At 60.1% G+C, this 15,542-nt stretch carries 14 protein-coding genes; 5 read left to right on the top strand and 9 right to left on the bottom strand.

From position 1 onward, the window contains the following. Nucleotides 1-467 precede the first annotated feature (467 nt). The 4 genes from BV106_RS31930 to BV106_RS31945 form a co-directional block, all read right to left on the bottom strand. Nucleotides 468-1,964, bottom strand: a complete 1,497-nt coding sequence (locus BV106_RS31930) for a DUF3482 domain-containing protein (RefSeq protein ID WP_051946677.1) — start codon at nucleotides 1,962-1,964, stop codon at nucleotides 468-470. Continuing rightward, nucleotides 1,964-3,337 carry a DUF2868 domain-containing protein gene (locus BV106_RS31935; protein ID WP_038171722.1) on the bottom strand — a complete coding sequence of 458 codons (1,374 nt, stop codon included), beginning with the start codon at nucleotides 3,335-3,337 and terminating at the stop codon, nucleotides 1,964-1,966. The genes BV106_RS31930 and BV106_RS31935 overlap by 1 nt, the downstream gene beginning before the upstream one ends. A 37-nt stretch (nucleotides 3,338-3,374) precedes the next feature. After that, nucleotides 3,375-3,746 (bottom strand): DUF721 domain-containing protein, encoded by a 372-nt coding sequence (locus tag BV106_RS31940; RefSeq protein ID WP_038171724.1) that lies wholly within the window; start codon nucleotides 3,744-3,746, stop codon nucleotides 3,375-3,377. A 116-nt stretch (nucleotides 3,747-3,862) separates the two neighbouring features. Continuing rightward, nucleotides 3,863-4,096 (bottom strand): ferredoxin, encoded by a 234-nt coding sequence (locus BV106_RS31945; RefSeq protein ID WP_038171726.1) that lies wholly within the window; start codon nucleotides 4,094-4,096, stop codon nucleotides 3,863-3,865. A 138-nt stretch (nucleotides 4,097-4,234) separates the two neighbouring features. Here BV106_RS31945 and hemQ point away from each other — a divergent pair, with 138 nt between their 5' ends. From hemQ to BV106_RS31960, 3 genes are all read left to right on the top strand, one after another. Next, the gene (hemQ, locus tag BV106_RS31950; RefSeq protein ID WP_038171728.1) at nucleotides 4,235-5,131 is read left to right on the top strand and encodes a hydrogen peroxide-dependent heme synthase; all 897 of its coding nucleotides are present in this window, start codon (nucleotides 4,235-4,237) and stop codon (nucleotides 5,129-5,131) included. A gap of 59 nt (nucleotides 5,132-5,190) precedes the next feature. Continuing rightward, nucleotides 5,191-5,988, top strand: a complete 798-nt coding sequence (locus BV106_RS31955; RefSeq protein ID WP_038171731.1) for a thiazole synthase — start codon at nucleotides 5,191-5,193, stop codon at nucleotides 5,986-5,988. 927 nt (nucleotides 5,989-6,915) lie between these two features. Beyond that, on the top strand, nucleotides 6,916-8,025 hold the full coding sequence (locus BV106_RS31960; RefSeq protein WP_038171734.1) for a hypothetical protein: 1,110 nt from the start codon (nucleotides 6,916-6,918) through the stop codon (nucleotides 8,023-8,025). Between the two features lie 667 nt (nucleotides 8,026-8,692). On the opposite strand, the gene BV106_RS31970 is transcribed toward BV106_RS31960, so the two are convergent. Both BV106_RS31970 and BV106_RS31975 read right to left on the bottom strand, forming a co-directional pair. Continuing rightward, the gene (locus tag BV106_RS31970; RefSeq protein WP_051946680.1) at nucleotides 8,693-9,121 is read right to left on the bottom strand and encodes an SMI1/KNR4 family protein; all 429 of its coding nucleotides are present in this window, start codon (nucleotides 9,119-9,121) and stop codon (nucleotides 8,693-8,695) included. A gap of 168 nt (nucleotides 9,122-9,289) precedes the next feature. Next, nucleotides 9,290-9,706, bottom strand: coding sequence for a hypothetical protein (locus BV106_RS31975; protein WP_038171740.1), 417 nt, complete (start codon nucleotides 9,704-9,706; stop codon nucleotides 9,290-9,292). A 216-nt stretch (nucleotides 9,707-9,922) separates the two neighbouring features. Between BV106_RS31975 and BV106_RS36570 the strand changes: the two genes are divergently transcribed. After that, the gene (locus BV106_RS36570) at nucleotides 9,923-11,629 is read left to right on the top strand and encodes a methyltransferase, TIGR04325 family (RefSeq protein WP_051946682.1); all 1,707 of its coding nucleotides are present in this window, start codon (nucleotides 9,923-9,925) and stop codon (nucleotides 11,627-11,629) included. 11 nt (nucleotides 11,630-11,640) lie between these two features. Then, on the top strand, nucleotides 11,641-12,837 hold the full coding sequence (locus BV106_RS36575) for a hypothetical protein (RefSeq protein ID WP_051946685.1): 1,197 nt from the start codon (nucleotides 11,641-11,643) through the stop codon (nucleotides 12,835-12,837). A 17-nt stretch (nucleotides 12,838-12,854) separates the two neighbouring features. On the opposite strand, the gene BV106_RS39090 is transcribed toward BV106_RS36575, so the two are convergent. Genes BV106_RS39090 through BV106_RS31995 form a run of 3 tightly spaced genes read right to left on the bottom strand, consistent with a single transcriptional unit; the run spans nucleotide 12,855 to nucleotide 15,444 of the window. Continuing rightward, entirely contained in the window at nucleotides 12,855-13,022 is a 168-nt protein-coding gene (locus BV106_RS39090) for a FeoB-associated Cys-rich membrane protein (protein ID WP_265596286.1), read from the bottom strand. A gap of 53 nt (nucleotides 13,023-13,075) precedes the next feature. Then, nucleotides 13,076-15,184, bottom strand: coding sequence for a ferrous iron transport protein B (gene feoB / locus BV106_RS31990; protein ID WP_038171742.1), 2,109 nt, complete (start codon nucleotides 15,182-15,184; stop codon nucleotides 13,076-13,078). Nucleotides 15,185-15,201: 17 nt separating this feature from the next. Next, the gene (locus tag BV106_RS31995) at nucleotides 15,202-15,444 is read right to left on the bottom strand and encodes a FeoA family protein (protein WP_009959875.1); all 243 of its coding nucleotides are present in this window, start codon (nucleotides 15,442-15,444) and stop codon (nucleotides 15,202-15,204) included. Nucleotides 15,445-15,542 lie beyond the last annotated feature (98 nt).

Raw genomic sequence — 15,542 nt, forward strand, 5'->3', positions numbered from 1 at the left:
GCACCAAATTGAGCCTTGGAAATCAGTGCGTTCACACCGTCTCCACAGGCCAGTTTGGACACTTTTTGGACGGAATCATTAGGTTTTCATTACTTGCCACAGATGGCATATATCTATGTCAATCCGAAAAATAATAAAATATACATGCTTCACTCTCGACACTCGGTTCGCATAAATGATAAACAGAACCTGTTTTTGAAAAAGTGACCTGTTAGGATTGACGCCCCCTCAAAAGATTTTAAGATTCCCTTGTTCTGCGGACTCTAAGTTTGGCAGGCCGATTGGGCGCAGCCTGGTTTGCTGTTTCCTTTCGTTCCGATCCTCGTATTGGTTGCTGGATCGCTGGCTCTCCGGTCGAAAGGCCGGAGAGCCTCTCTTTTTCTGGGCCCTGGGAGGGCAGCAGAAGCCCGTCGCTGGACCGCAGGTCCACGGGCGCCCACATGGACTGCCGCTCCTCGGATAAGCTCTTACAGTGATTGCAACCCCGCCTTGGGATACAGGTGCGCCAGGACCACGGTCCCCAGTTCCACTACCATGGTCTCCATCTCCTCATTCAGGCTACCCACGCCCACTTCCTTCTTGGAGGAGCGCATCCACACGGAGTCCACCTTGTCCTTGAGAGCCTCGACGATGACGGACACCTCCTGCTGCCAGTGCGCGGGCCGGGGGTCACGCTTCCAGGCCCCGCGCCCCCTGCCGAAGTGCGCCACCGCCAGGTAGCTCAGCAGGGCCAGCTTCACTTGCTCCCGGAAATGTTCCTTGGACCAATGCAGCTTGTTGTCGTCTCCCCGGACGAGGTGGTAGCTCTTGATGAGCGCATAAGCCCCCAGGCCGCCGCTGATGCCTCCGATCAAGGCTCCACCACCAAAGGTAAGCCCGCCAGCCTTAAGATCCACCACAAGCCCCGCGAGGGCCCCAGAGGCGATACCGCTCAGAGCACCCCAAACTGCAGCCTCCACGTGCTGAGGGGTCGAAAAGTCCTGCCGGGCCGCCTTGAGCATCTCCCCTTCCTCGTCGGCCCCTTCCAGATCGTGGAGGGCGATGAGTTCGTTCATCGTCTGCTCTGCCCGGGCCGCCAGGGACTGGCTGAGCTTCTGGCGGGCCTCGCTCCACTCGGACTCGATCTGCCCCCTCTGGAAGCCCAGCTTTTGCAAGAAACTCTCTGGCTTGACGCTCACGCCATCCAGGGCATTGGCCGTCAGTTGATGAGCCAGGGCACGCATCGACCGGTGGAACACTTCCTCGTTGCGCCGGGTCCAGGCTTTCTCGATTTTGGCAAAGATCTCCTTACGTTCTGCTGGCAACACCTCGTCCAGTGTGTCCAGAAGCTCGCCCTCCTGCACCCAGCAACGGGAGAAGGCGTCCATGTTCAGCACCGCCTTCACGATCGGAAACTTTTCCAGGTGGGATTTCCACACCTTCTCCTCCGCCGCCTCCTCTTCTGAAGGGCGTGGGGCTCCCGTCTGGTTCAGCAGCACCAGGACGGGCTTGCCCAGCCACCCCAGGATTTCCATCTCCGGCTCCACAAAGGTGCCGCCGGCCAGGCTCTCGCTGGCATTCACGAGGTAGAGCACCACATCGGCATCCTCCCGCACGTTCCGCAGGGCCTGCTGGCTGCACCAGAGCGGCATGTCGGTGAAGCGGTCCCACATCTGCGTGAAGAACCACGCCAGGGGCCGCTCCATGCGCTGGAGCCGCTTGAGCAGGCGGGACGAGTCCCCGAAGCCAGGCGTGTCCCAGAGGACCAGCGTGGCATCCTCTGCCTCCATCAGGGTGTAGGAGGTGTTGTACAGCGTGACGTGGGCAGCATCCCGCACCTCCCCCACATCCCGACGCAGGAGGGTGCGAGCCAGCGTGGTCTTGCCGGCGTTGGTATGGGAGATAAGGCTGAGGGTGATCGTTTTCGGCACGGCGCGTGTGGCTTTGTCCAAAGTCGGGATTCGGTCTGCGGCAAGGGGATTCATCAGACCCAGTTCACATTAAGGCCCTGCATCACGGCCCGCCAGGACTGGGCCTTGTCCGCGAGACGCTTCTCTCCATCGGCGAACCCGGACCAGCGCTTCCTCAGATCGGCGTCGTCCAGGGCCACAGAAAGAAACACCGCAGATGATTTGTCGTTCTTCATGCGATTGAGAAGTGCCTCCACGAGCCAGCGCTGAATCTCCTCCTCTGGGACGGAGGCCATGTTAAACACGAGCAGGCATCGTGCCCCGGTGGATGGAAGGGTGGCGACAAAATCCGCCTCCGCCCCGACGGGCACGCTGTGGTAATCGATCTCCCCGACGTCCCGCCACTGCTGGTGGGCGAGCTGCCGCCAGCGATTGCGGGAACTCGCATCGTGGGCCAACCCATGGGTCAGCACCATCGCCCCCGCTCCCGCCCCCGGCACCACAGATCGCAGTCGGTGGGCATAGGCCTGCCAGTCTGAGGAGTTGATTTCCGCATCCGAAATGCGCGTGGTGCGAAATCTCTCCAGCAGCACCAGCAGGGCACGGGGAACAACCACGAGTAGCCCCAAGGTCGCAGCGTAGAGATGAATCCATGGCAGGGCCTCCCCCGGAGCGGGAGCGGCGGTATCTGCCCGACGATGCATCTGCGGCAGTTGGTCCAGAGGGATCGGTTTCCCCGTCACGGCCGAGGCCGGGGTAAAGAGCAGTGAGAAAAACTCTTGTGCCCCCCGCTCGTTCAGCAAGGTGCTCTCCCACACCGCCCGGTACTCCTTGGACCAGCCGCGGGCATACATCCCGGAAACGCTGCCCAGCGCCAAAATCGCCGCCCCGATGTGAAACCAGGCCCGGAACCGCAAATAAAAACGGCGCAACGCCGCCGCTGAGGTCAGCGCCATAAAGCGCTGCAATCCAATGCCCGCCGGAGTGCTGGCGGGATCCGCCTCCACGGGCAGACGGTCGATCTTGGACACCAGCTTTTGCGTCCAGGCCGGAGCCGCTCCCTTCGAAACCGGGAGCAGGCTAAGCAGCACCACGACAAGGTTCCACACGATGATGCCGATCAGCGGGAGGGAGAGCAGATTGATCTCACTCTCCTGCCCGAGAGCCGCCAGCCACCAGCCCACGAGGAAGGCGATGATCCAGCCTGTGGTCACGAGCCAGCGCGGCAGGGAGGGCGGGGTCAGACGCGATCCCCACCCTGGCTGGAGCGCCCGCCCGGCCAGGAGCCTGGCGCGACGGACCAGGAGTTGGTCCACGCTCACGTCCCCTTTTCGCACCACTTCCTGAGTGACCGCCCGCAGCGCGTCATCACTCCAGATCTGACCGTCGCGATCCGTCTCTTCGACGGCACGCACCCGGGCAACTTGAACGAACTCTTTCCAGGTCATGTTTTAGTCATTCACCCCCAATGCAGCATTCCAACACTCAGCCATGCCGGAATCGGATGTCCCGGATGGTCCCGCTGCCAAACCTTTCCTGCAGTTTCCGCAAAATCGCCCCTTTTTCCATCATGAGAGTGTGATGAATGGCTGGCTGGAGCACTCGCAGCGTCAAAACGCCGCGCTTGATGCCATCGGGCGCGGTGTGGCGGGAGATGAACTCACCCACAATCACCTGCCAGGCAGCCGCCACATCATCTTCGCGAAGCTGTTCGTCCAGCTTCCACTCCTTTAAGATGGAGGGAATGAGATGCCCCACGTCCAGAGTGGGGAGTTCATTCAACGGCTCCCCTTCGAGTCCTCGCCACTTCGTGATGAGGTCGTGTCGGAGCCGCTGCTGTCGCGTCGCATAGCGCATGGCAGAACATACCCGCAGACCAAACCTTTTGCGCAATAAAAATCACGCCCCCTTTGCGAAGGCGTGATGGGGAAATTCAAGCTCTGGCGAGGAGTCTGCCAGCAAGCGATGGGCGATTATTCGCCGTCGTCGCCGATGGCTTCGACCGGGCATCCGGCCATTGCTTCCTCGCAAAGGCGGAACTCTTCGTCGTTCTCGGGCTGCTTGTGCACGAAGCTGTGACCGCCGTCGTCATCACGGGTGAAATTAGCAGGTGCCGTTTCACGGCAGAGATCGCAGTCAATGCACTGGTCATCCACGTAGTATTTGCCCGTGGTGTTCTGCTGATACTTGTTGCCAACGTCTGCCATGTTTGATGAGAAGTTTAGGTCGGCCGCAAAATACCGTCCCCCGCCCCCCTTTCAAACCTTTTTTTGAAAATCGGGGGAAACCGCGCTTTGTTGCACCCCCGGAACGTTCTGTCTTCCAGACTTCCCTTACTCCACATCATGTCCACGACACCCTTTCCCGCCGCCGCACCCGCCTCTGTAGTGAAACCTCTCGTCCCCGTGGAGGGTCTGCACGTGCTGCACCTGTTCTACACGATCGACCACGGCCTCTGGCGCATGATGAGCGACGACGAGCAACGCGAAGCCAAGACGCGCTTCACGGAGCTGATCCAGACGATCCGCTCCCATCCCCGTACCCAGCTCCTCACCTTCAGTGTCGCCACCCCCAAGGCGGACCTCGGGTTCATGCTGCTCACGCCCGACCTCCAGGATGCGAACCGCTTTGAGAAAGAACTCACGCTCTCCCTCGGCGCGGATGTCCTCCAGCCCACCTACAGCTACCTTTCCATGACGGAGCTCAGCGAGTACGCCACCTCAGAGGAGGAGTACAAACAGCAGCTCGTGAAGGAACTCCAGGCTCAGCAGGAACACGGCACGGAGATGGTGCTGAACCCCAACGATTTGGACAGCACCAACACCCTGGACCTCCGCCTGGGTGAGTGGCGCGCCCGCATGGCCAAGTACAACGAGGACCGCCTCTACCCGAACATGGCCGACTGGCCGGTGGTCTGCTTCTACCCCATGAGCAAGCGTCGCAATGACGTGAACAACTGGTACGACCTCTCCAGCGACGCCCGCAAGGAACTCATGCTGGGCCACGCCCGGATCGGCCGCCAGTGGCATGGCAAGGTGCGCCAGCTCATCACGGGCTCCACCGGGCTGGACCTCATGGAGTGGGGCGTCACCCTGCTGGCCCACGACACCTACCACATCAAGGGCATCGTGTATCAGATGCGGTTCGATGAGGTAAGCTCCAAGTACGCCGAGTTCGGCGACTTCTACATCGGCATGCAGCTGCCCCTGGACGAACTGCTCCGCCGCGTGCAGCTCGCCTGATCCCTTCCGCTCCCCTTCCCCAGTCTTCTGTCTCCTTCCCTCAGTATCCGCACGATTCAATGAGCCTCACCACGACCTCTCTCACCATTGCCGGCCGCACCTTCCGCTCCCGGCTCATGCTTGGCACCGGCAAGTTCTCCTCTGGCGAACTCATGCGGGATGCCCTGGCCTCCAGCGGGTGTGAGATCGTCACCGTGGCCCTGCGTCGTGCGGACCTGACCGGGAAGAAAGACCCCTTTGCCAACATCCTGGACTACATCCCCCAGGATCGTTATCTCCTGCTACCCAACACCAGCGGTGCCCTGAACGCGGAGGAGGCCGTCCGCCTTGCCCGTCTCGCTGTCGCCGCCGGCCTGCCCAACTGGGTGAAGCTGGAGATCCACCCGGATCCCCGCTACCTCCTCCCTGATCCCGTGGAGACATTCAAGGCGGCGGAGATCCTCGTCAAAGAAGGCTTCACCGTCCTGCCCTATATCAATGCCGACCCCGTCCTGGCCAAGCGCCTGCAGGACATCGGCACCGCCACCGTGATGCCCCTGGGCTCCCCCATCGGCTCCCACCAGGGCATCACCACCCGCCGCCAGATCGAGATCATCATCGAGCAGGCCACCGTTCCCGTGGTGGTGGACGCCGGCATCGGCGTGCCCAGCCACGCTGCCGAAGCCATGGAAATGGGTGCCGACGCCGTCCTGGTGAACACCGCCATCGCCGTCGCCTCTGATCCCGTCCGCATGGGTCAGGCCTTCCACGCCGCGGTCGAAGCCGGCCGCGCCGCCTATGAGATTGGCATCGCCAATGCCACTGAGAACGCCTCAGCTACGAGTCCGCTGGCAGCCTTCTTGGGCACAGCGGGATGAGGAAGCGACCGTAGCGCAGGCTGGCAGTCTGCTGTACCGCCGATTGGCAAGCGCCAATCGGCAGACTGGACTTGTTTGCTCCAGCGCTGACGAACGTCGCGAAGCGTCTTGGAGTGCGTGCGGCTCGACGCCGCTTTGGCGACCCTTGTGATTTCCTGCAATCGCTAGACGGGAACAGAGTTATTGGCGACTCAGCCTGCGACACAGCCATTGGACCGCCGCAACTCCTTCGGAGTAGAAGCTCTCAACATCCCCCACCCAACGTAGACTCGCTGGAAGCTCGTCAACGTGGGGCTTGTAGCCATTTCCTCTTCGAGGAAGAACTTCGACGGACCATCTGCATTTATCAGCCTCAGTCGAAGTTAATCCCTCATCGAGAAGTTGGCTTGTCGACTTTGACGATCTGATGGTGGCCCCGCCCGAATTGCCCGATGCCGGAGGCATCAAAGCCATTAGCCGGACGGTTGAAGGAGCGTAGCGACTGAAACCTCCGGAAGATCAGATTCAGTATTGCATCCCGGAGCGGATGCCAGCGACGTCGCCTCCGGCATCCCAACTTCCCTGGAACACTGTTCCGATTTTAATCGGTTATTGACGCTGAAGGGGATTTGTAGCCCAGCCCAAGGTTGACGGGCCTCGATCGAGTCTACCTTGGGGCACCCCATCACGATTCGATCAGGTGCGATACGGGGCATAGCGGCCTTCACACCTTGAATGCCCTAAGGATCCCACGACTTCCGGCAAGGTTGCACCGGTACATGTCAAAAACCGCGGGACCTGCTACACACTCCCTCAACGTCTCTACTGGACAACCACCGACGGAAAATGGGATTCTTGCTGCCGCGAATTCCCCCGATCCATTTCAAGACTCGAGTTATTCGCCGCAAGCATCCCGAGGTACATTGACGTCCCCATTGCTGTCCGTCCATGCCAAAAAAATACACCCTCGATCCCCTGCCGGGAAGACTGGCAAAACTCGCCCGTGAAGCAAAGAAAGGCGACCAATTGGCTGCCTGCGAGCTGGCAACTCTGGGAAGCAGCGCCGCCGTGACCGCCTTGATCGAAGCCCTGGCACAGCCTTCGTGGCAGGTGCGGTCCGATGTCTTGTCAGGGATTCGCAGTGCCTTTCGCGGAAAAAGAGCGACGGTCGAATTCAGCGACTCTCTGGGGGACGCCATTGCAGAGGTTCTAAAGCACAGTTTTCGCCGCCAAAAAAAGAAGGATCAGCCCCAGCAGTCTGAGTTTGCATCCCAGACTGCCATTGAAATTCTTCCCCTGTTGAATCGCGAACGGACTATTCTCCACCTCACCCACCCGAATGTGCTGCGGCTGAACAACCCAGACTTACCCTTGGTGCTGCGCGCCTTGAACGATCTTGGGCATCCACTCAAGATGGATCTGGTACCATGGATTGAAGAGATTCAGCCTCTTGCGTTGGCCGACAGCTACATAGACAACAGCCTTTGCAGCGAGATTCTCTGCAACATGGCATTGCAGCATCATCCCTCAGTTCCACTGTGGATCGAAGAGGTCGAGAAGAACTTCCCCTACTATGGTGAGGCTCAAATTGGAGCCGCCAAAGCACGCTGTTACCACCTCGACCTTCCTCCCAACTTTCATTGGAAAATCCTCGATCTGTCCTACCCCAAGGACGGCCGCGTGCGCCTGCCGAAGGTCGTGCAGCACTTTGTCAGAGCCATCGAGATGATGACGTGGAGCAATCTCGGATTCGAGCAATACCTGGAGCACGAAGGAGATGAAGTGGCGAACGACATTGAAGTTCTGACCGCCATCGGTGACGAAGTCCAGGTTTGGCGTCTGCGCAAATGTGTAGAACTATTTGGCCCCGCTGGGGTACCCGGAACTTTCGAGGAGCGTGTCGAGCGCATCCACGCTGATGACGGCCACATTTGGGATGCCATCATCGATTTGGGTTTTCCAGAAGACGTCAAATCGCCGGAATTGCAGGTCTTATACTTCCAATTTGCAGCAAAGCATGCGGAGGAGTTTCGTCGCTTTCTCGCGGAGCATGTCTGATGTCTTGGAACAGCCAGTCTTCCGCTTTTGCCGAGCAAAGGAGGAAACACCTTGTCGCCATCCGCAACGTCAGAGGCATCTCAGCCTGGCGTTCCCGGCAAGATGCGTACGCTCCCCGAGCCCGCCTCAATATCCAACCCTGGACGGCCGGCAGTTATTGCTCATCGAGGCGTGCGATCACGCCTCACCCATTCCTCACTCCACAATGCATGCACACTTGAAGGGCTCTTACCCTCAACACTCACAGTGCAGTCCACCCGCAAACCACGTCCAAAGAAGACTGAAAACTTGCTACCGAGTTCGTTCTGCTTCTCGATTCTTGCCGAGTACAGGCTCTCATCAGGAAAATAATATCTCCAGGTGGCAGGCTTCCTCGATCCGCTCCCTGCTTCGATCTGATAGCGCTAATTTACAGCATCAACGCTTACCAAGCTGGTCAAAAAGTTAAAAAGCCCGTCCAATTTTGGCACCTTCCTCACTTCGACTTCCCCCCACGCAAATTCCTCTCTGTCTAGCACCACACCACGAGTGACCCGCACAACGCGATAACAGATTACGGTCATCGCAATCACGACCGCAGTGCCTATTCCAACATATGCAGATCGCGACAGCATCTTGGGAAGGCTCTTCAACAGCTCGTCTTCAGGGATTCCCCCGTCCCCACCATCTACCGCCCCGTCAACCCGCTGATGAAACTTCCAAAATCATCAGCGACCCAACAGGTGTTCACTTCGTCGGTTGAATCGTCAAAGTAGCGGCCGCTGTCCCAATAATAGATCTTTCCGGATTCGATCTCCAGGAGCAACAGATTCCCTTCTGAGTCGAGACCGATGGGCAGAAACCTCCCTCGGTGTTCCTCCAACTCATCCATCCAAATATCGATGGCTGCCTCTTCCCTATAGACGCCCATAAGGTCATCGACCAGCGCATAGCTCTCGCAATCGGGAATGTAAAACCGGGGGAGGGACGGACGTCCGCCATTGTGATGGAGGAGGAACTCGCGATATGAGGGTGGCAACGCGAAGCCGAGCTCGGCTTCGAAGGTAGCCAACTGAGTCACTGTTACGGGAGGACGATTGTCGTGTTTGAATTTCATCGTTGCAGGTATCAGTCCGGGTGCCACCAACGAAGCGACGCTCAAAGGCTCCTGAACTCGACAGCAAGTGGAGCACACAAACAACTGAAATTCTTCACGCGGTCCAACTGAATAAAGCACAGAGTTGCCCACCGTCACCGCCATCAGGCAGCGGCCAGCCCCCTCTGCCTACTTGCGAATGAAGTGCCACCAGGTGCCGAAGAGGCCAAGGGCCAGCACCCCAATGCCGACATACGTGAGCTCTGGCTTGCCCAGCGGTTCGCCCAGCACGATCACCTGCGTGGGCTTCTTCTCCAGGTACTTGACCTTCAGGACTGGGCGGGACTCGATGTTCTCGTAGAGCTCCTTGGAGACCTCTACCTGTGCCGTCTGCACCCCGTCGCTCTTCGTGGGGAACTCAACCTCCAGCTTGTACGTACGTCCGCCTTTGCGCCCCCGGCGTTCCAGCTTCGAGACGGGGATGGCCGTGGCCTCGATCCCCTCCCGGTCAATGACCTTCTTCTCGTTGATCTCAAGCAGGTTCATAACGATGATAAACGGTCCAATGAGGAGGGCGAGGATGGAGCCAATCTTAAGGCGATTCATAGCGGTTCTGTTTTGATTTCAATGGAAAAACCTCTCCACCTTTTCCAGATTGCCGACCAACGTCAATCACATCGTATGAGGTTTTTGTGCTCATGCAGCCCAGACTTGCCATTCGCACCCGGATACAAGCCTTTCGAGCTTCGATATTGGCCGTCGAATGGGTTTCTGATTGCAGTAGGCTCTGCCTGTGGAGAATGATAGCCAGCTCTCCACCCCATGACTCCACCGGTTCCGGTCGCCGTATTCGCTCACAATCGCCCCGATCTCTTCCACAGAGTCATCGAATGCCTGCGCCGCGATCAGGCACCTCTGGTGCACGTCTTCCTGGATGGCCCCGCCAAGGCTGAGGATGTCTCGGCCGGGGAGTCAATTCGCCAGGTCCTCGCCCAGATGGACTGGTGCCAGACGAAGCTCACAGAGCGGAAGGCGCATTTGGGCATCAGCAAATCCATCATTCTGGGGATGGCGGAGTTGTTCGAGACGCATGAGTCCGCCATCGTGTATGAGGACCACCTCGCTACGGTGCCTGGTACCTACGCCTACCTGGCCCAGGCACTGCACGAGTATCGCGACCACGCGGAAGTCATGAGCGTCACGGGATGGACCCACCCGCGGATCACGCCGCCCGATGACAAAGAACAACCCTACTTCGACGGCCGGGCCGAGTATCGAAGCTGGGGCACCTGGCGTCGGGCCTGGCAGGGCATGGAGCTGGCCGAGCCCTCGTCCCTGCTTCGCCAGTGCCACCAGAATGGCATCTGGTCCCGTAAGTACGGCGATGACCTCCCCAATCTGCTGCATTCCCGAGAGGACGGTACCTTCTGGGTTGGCTGCTGGCTCTACTGGCACATGGTTCATCAGGGCCTCTGCCTGCGCCCTCCCCACAGCATGGTGGACTATGAGGTGGCGGGTACGGCCGCCCAGATCACCAGCAGTGACCACGGCAGCTGGCGCAATCCCCCGCTCCAGGCCAGCCCGCCTCTCCCGACTGTCTGGCCCAAGCCCGAAGAGCATCCCGCCTGCGTTAAACTCTGGCGGAAGGCGTGCAAGCAGCAGCCGTCCGCAGGTAAAACCTCCGGCGTGTTCTCCCGGCTGAAATCGACGGTGACTGCGGCATTCAGCAAGCCCGAGCCTCCCCCCGTGGTACAGACTCCGATGCCCCGCCATGAGGTGATCTTCACCGGCCCTCATGCCTCCTGGTCCGAGGCCGCAGCCCTCTGCGGCGAGGGTTACGCCTCCCCTCAAATCGTAGAGCAGGTACGCAGTGCCGCTCTCCGGGTGAAGGAGGGGAAAGCCGCGTATGAGCGGGACAGCATCACGTTCGACGTGCTGGAGCCCCCCTGGCCGGTGCTCTCCGCCATCTATCGGGCGGCACGACTCAAAGGCAGGCCGGTGCGAATCCTGGACTTTGGCGGAGCCTTGGGCAGCACTTACTTTCAAACCCGGTCCATGCTGGGTGCGGATTGGGTGGCGCAATGGTGTGTGGTCGAGCAGCCAGCGTTCGTCAGAGCAGGGCGGGAAGACTTCGAAGACGGCACCTTGCGCTTCGCCGCTGAGGGGCATGATTGCTTTGAAGGTCAGTGCGCGGATATCCTGCTTTTGTCGGGTGTGCTTCAGTTCCTGGATGATCCCGATGCCTGGCTGGACCACATGATCTCCTGGGGAGCATCCCATGTGCTGGTGGATCGCACGCCAGTATGGCTGAATGACGCCAAGCCGGACACGATCGCCGTCCAGACGGTGTCAGGCGTGATCTACCCGGTGAAGTACCCCATGCGCTTCCTGTCCCGGCCGAAGTTCCTGGCGCATTTCAAGCCACGCTACCGGCTGGTCACCCAGTTCGACGCCATGGACACCTTCCAGTACCTGGGCAGCACGGTCCCGTGCCAGGGCTTCCTCTTTGACCTGAACGAAGGTGCCTGATTCCCCCGGAGATGAAGCACCACTACTGTACCTGCTTCGACAAGGGCTACGCGCCCCGCGGACTGGCGCTTCATCGCTCCCTCCTGCGTCACGCCGGAGACTTTCATTTCTGGATCCTGTGCCTGGATGAGGCGACCTATGCGCTGCTCAAGAAGCTGCGCCTCAGGCACGTCACGCTCGTGCCCCTCTCCGAGCTGGAGCAGCACGATCCCGCCCTGCTGGCCGTGAAGCCGCAACGCAGCACCGTGGAGTACTACTTCACCACTTCTCCGTGTTTCCCCAGTTATCTCCTGGATACCCGGCCGGAGATCGGGAACATCACCTACCTTGATGCGGACCTGTTCTTCTTCCGCTCACCCGAGCCCCTCTGGGCTGAGGCGGGGAATGCCGATGTGGTGATCATCCCCCACCGCTTCCCTCCCGCCAAGAAGGACTGCGAAAAATACGGCATCTACAACGTGGGCTGGGTGGGATTCCGCCGGTCCGCAAACGGGCTGCAATGCCTGCGCTGGTGGCGGGAGCGCTGTCTGGAGTGGTGCCATGACCGGCTGGATGAGCAGGGCCGCTATGCCGACCAGAAGTACCTGGACCAGTTCCCCTCCCTCTTCGCCGGCGTACACGTGATCCTGCACCCGGGTGCCGACCTCGCCCCCTGGAACATCGCGTCACATACGTTGCGGGCCGGGTCCGATGGTGTCTTGGTGGATGGCCGGCCCTTGCTCTTCTATCACTTTCACAACCTCACCCAGGTGGGCGACCACACTTATGATATCGGGCTGAGACGCTACGAGATCGACTGCACTCCAGTGATCGAGGTGTCCCTCTATCGGCCTTATTTGAAGACACTGGAGAAATGCCAGATCTTCCCGCTGGGCAACATCCGCCCAGCCCCGGACCAGGTGTCAGGACCCGTGATTCAAGTTCCTCGAACCGACCTCCTTTCCCAAATCAGACGCCTCTGGAACCGCGGCACTTTTGGAGGGGCAGCCACCGCCCCTGCAAACTATCCATCCCCAGTTGCACCTGTCCCTGTACCTGCGCTTCCCGCGAGGTCGGCTGTCCTGGCCATCGCAGCGCTTGAGAAGGCACTGCGGAAACGCCGTGAGTCAGGCTGGTGGTTTCTCTCACCCCGCGCGTGGGCGCTGCGCGTGGCCAGAGATGAGTTGAAGCGGCAACTGCCGCTGCCCCCGCCCGAAAAACCGCTCTGATATGATCGCAGGGCTGGCTACCCCTTGACGGCCTTGCTCTTGGCAGGCGCGCCGCTACAGCCACAACTGCTGCCGCAACTCCCCGCCGCCTTCCGCTTGCGCCCCTTCAGGACACGAGTCAGAAAGATCGCCACCGTGGCCAGGACAATCGCCCCGGCCGCCCAGGATTGGAGTTCTGCATTCATGGTCTGTGCTTGGAATACGCAGCCGGGGTCAACGTGGCGTCAGTTTCAATGCTTTAGAACCCCAGTAATCGCCCGCCCTGGTAGACAATCAAACTGGCGATGTAGGCGGCTGCCGTCATATAGGCGATCTGGAAAAGCGGCCACTTCCAGCCGTTGGTCTCACGCTTCACCACGGCCACGGTGCTCAGGCACTGCATGGCAAAGACGAAGAAGACCATGACGCTCACGCACACCAGCGGGGTGTACACAGGTGCACCATCCGGCCAGGTCTCGGCCTGCATGTGTTCACGCAGTGGGGTGATGTCCTCCTCATCGGAGTTCTCCACCGCATAGATCACTCCCATGGTGCTGTTGAACACTTCACGAGCGGCGAAGCTAGCGATCAAACCAATGCCAATCTTCCAGTCAAAGCCCAGCGGCTTGATCACGGGCTCGATGGCATGTCCGGCCATACCGGCGACGCTGTGCGCCACCTGGGAGGAGGGATCTCCTTCCGTCTTCGGGTAGTTCATGGCCGCCCAGAGGATGATGGTGAGGCCCAGGATCACGGTACCCGCACGACGGATGAAAATGCGCGCACGCTCAAGCACGTAGATCACCAGATGCTTCAGTGAAGGACGCTTGTAGCTCGGCATTTCCAGCACCATGAGGCTGGTCTCACCACGCATGATGGTACGGTTGAACAGCCAGCCGAAGCAGAATGCACCCAGCGTACCGAGCGCGTACATGGAGACCAGGACCAGCGCCTTCTGCCAGGCGGCCACCTGCCCGGCCGGGAACATGGCCGCAATCATCAACATGTATACTGGGAGACGCGCAGAGCAGCTGGCCAGCGGGGTCACCAAGATGGTCACAATGCGATCCTTCAGGCTCGCAATGGTACGGGTGGCCATGATGCCCGGCACCGCACAAGCATAGGCGCTCAAGAAAGGCACGAAGGCCTTTCCATTGAGCCCTGCCCATCCCATGATCCGGTCCATCATGAAGGCCACGCGCGCCATGTAGCCCGTGTCTTCCATCAGACCGATGAAGAAGAACAAGATCATGATCTGCGGCAGGAAGATGACCACGCCGCCGACTCCGGCAATGACGCCATCCACCAGCAGATCCCGCAGATCCCCTTCAGCCATGTGGCCCTTCACCCAGTCTCCCGCCCAACCAAAGGCACCCTCGATCCAACCCATCGGTGCCTCGGACAGGGCAAAGATGGTGTAGAGCAGCAGCACCATCGCCGACAGCATGATCGCAAAACCGAAGATGGGATTCAGCAGCACCGCATCGATGCGGTCTGTGAAGGTCGCCTCATCCTTCTCCGGACGGCGCAGCACGTCCTTCAGGATGGATTCCACCGCATCATAGCGGGCACCGGCCAGCCGGTCCTCCCAGCCGGGGAATTTCTTCTCCAGCCCATCGTGACAGGCGGAGATGCGGCTGATATGCGCATCGGCGATGCCGTAGTGCTGCGGATCGTGATCCGAGATGAGATAGAGCGACTCCAGCAAGGAAGCGGTATCGTGCAGGGCTCCCGCGTTGGTCAGATCCTGCCGGATGCCATCCAGTGCCGCGGAGATCTCCGCTGGCATGGGGGGCGTGTGCTTGGGCACGGGCAGCTGTCGGCTCATAGCCGCCTTCAGCTCCACCAGCCCTTTACCGCTGGTGGCCTGCATGGGCACCACGGGCACGCCGAGCCGCTGCTCCAGTTCTTTGAGGTCGATGCGCCACTTCTTGGCCTCGGCCACATCCATCATGTTCAACACGAGCATGGCGGGCAGGCCCAGTTCCAGAACCTGCGTGGTGAGATACAGATTGCGCTCCAAGTTGGAGGCATCCGCCACCAGCACCACGGCATCCGGCCGCGGCGTGTCCTTGCGCCGTCCCATCAGTACGTCCCGCACCACGGCCTCATCAGGAGAGCGGGCGTTCAGACTGTAGGCCCCGGGCAGATCCAGCAGGCGCAGACGTTTCCCATGCTGGGAGAAACACGAGCCCTCCCGCTTTTCCACGGTCACACCCGGGTAGTTCGCCACCTTCTGCTTCAGACCCGTCAGGGCGTTGAAGATGGTGGACTTCCCGCAGTTGGGATTGCCAACGATGGCAATCACAGGCTCACGGATGGCGGAGGAAGGCCCTGCCTCAGGCAGAGCGGCAGATGAAACGGGCATGGAAAGATGACGGCGGACTATTCCTGAACGGGAAGGATTTCGATGTGGCGGGCCTCGCTACGACGCATGGCAATGCGGGAGCCCCGCACGGCCACTTCAATTGGGTCTCCCAAAGGCGCGCGCCTCACCACGCGGATCTTTGTCCCGGGCACCAGCCCCAGTTCCCGCAGGCGGGTGATGTGCTCATCATGCCCTACCGGGATGTCCTTGATGATGGCGGAGGAGCCATCCTTGAGCTGGGTGAGCGGGATCGCTTGCATGGGCAGGGCGTGAGGAGGGGAATGGACAACTTTTGTTCGGGATTGCTACTCTTACTTGAGATTGAAACGCATCGGCAAATCGAATCTACAGATTTCCA

The organism is Verrucomicrobium sp. BvORR106, assembly GCF_000739655.1.
In the GTDB taxonomy this organism is placed as follows: Bacteria; Verrucomicrobiota; Verrucomicrobiia; order Verrucomicrobiales; family Verrucomicrobiaceae; genus Verrucomicrobium.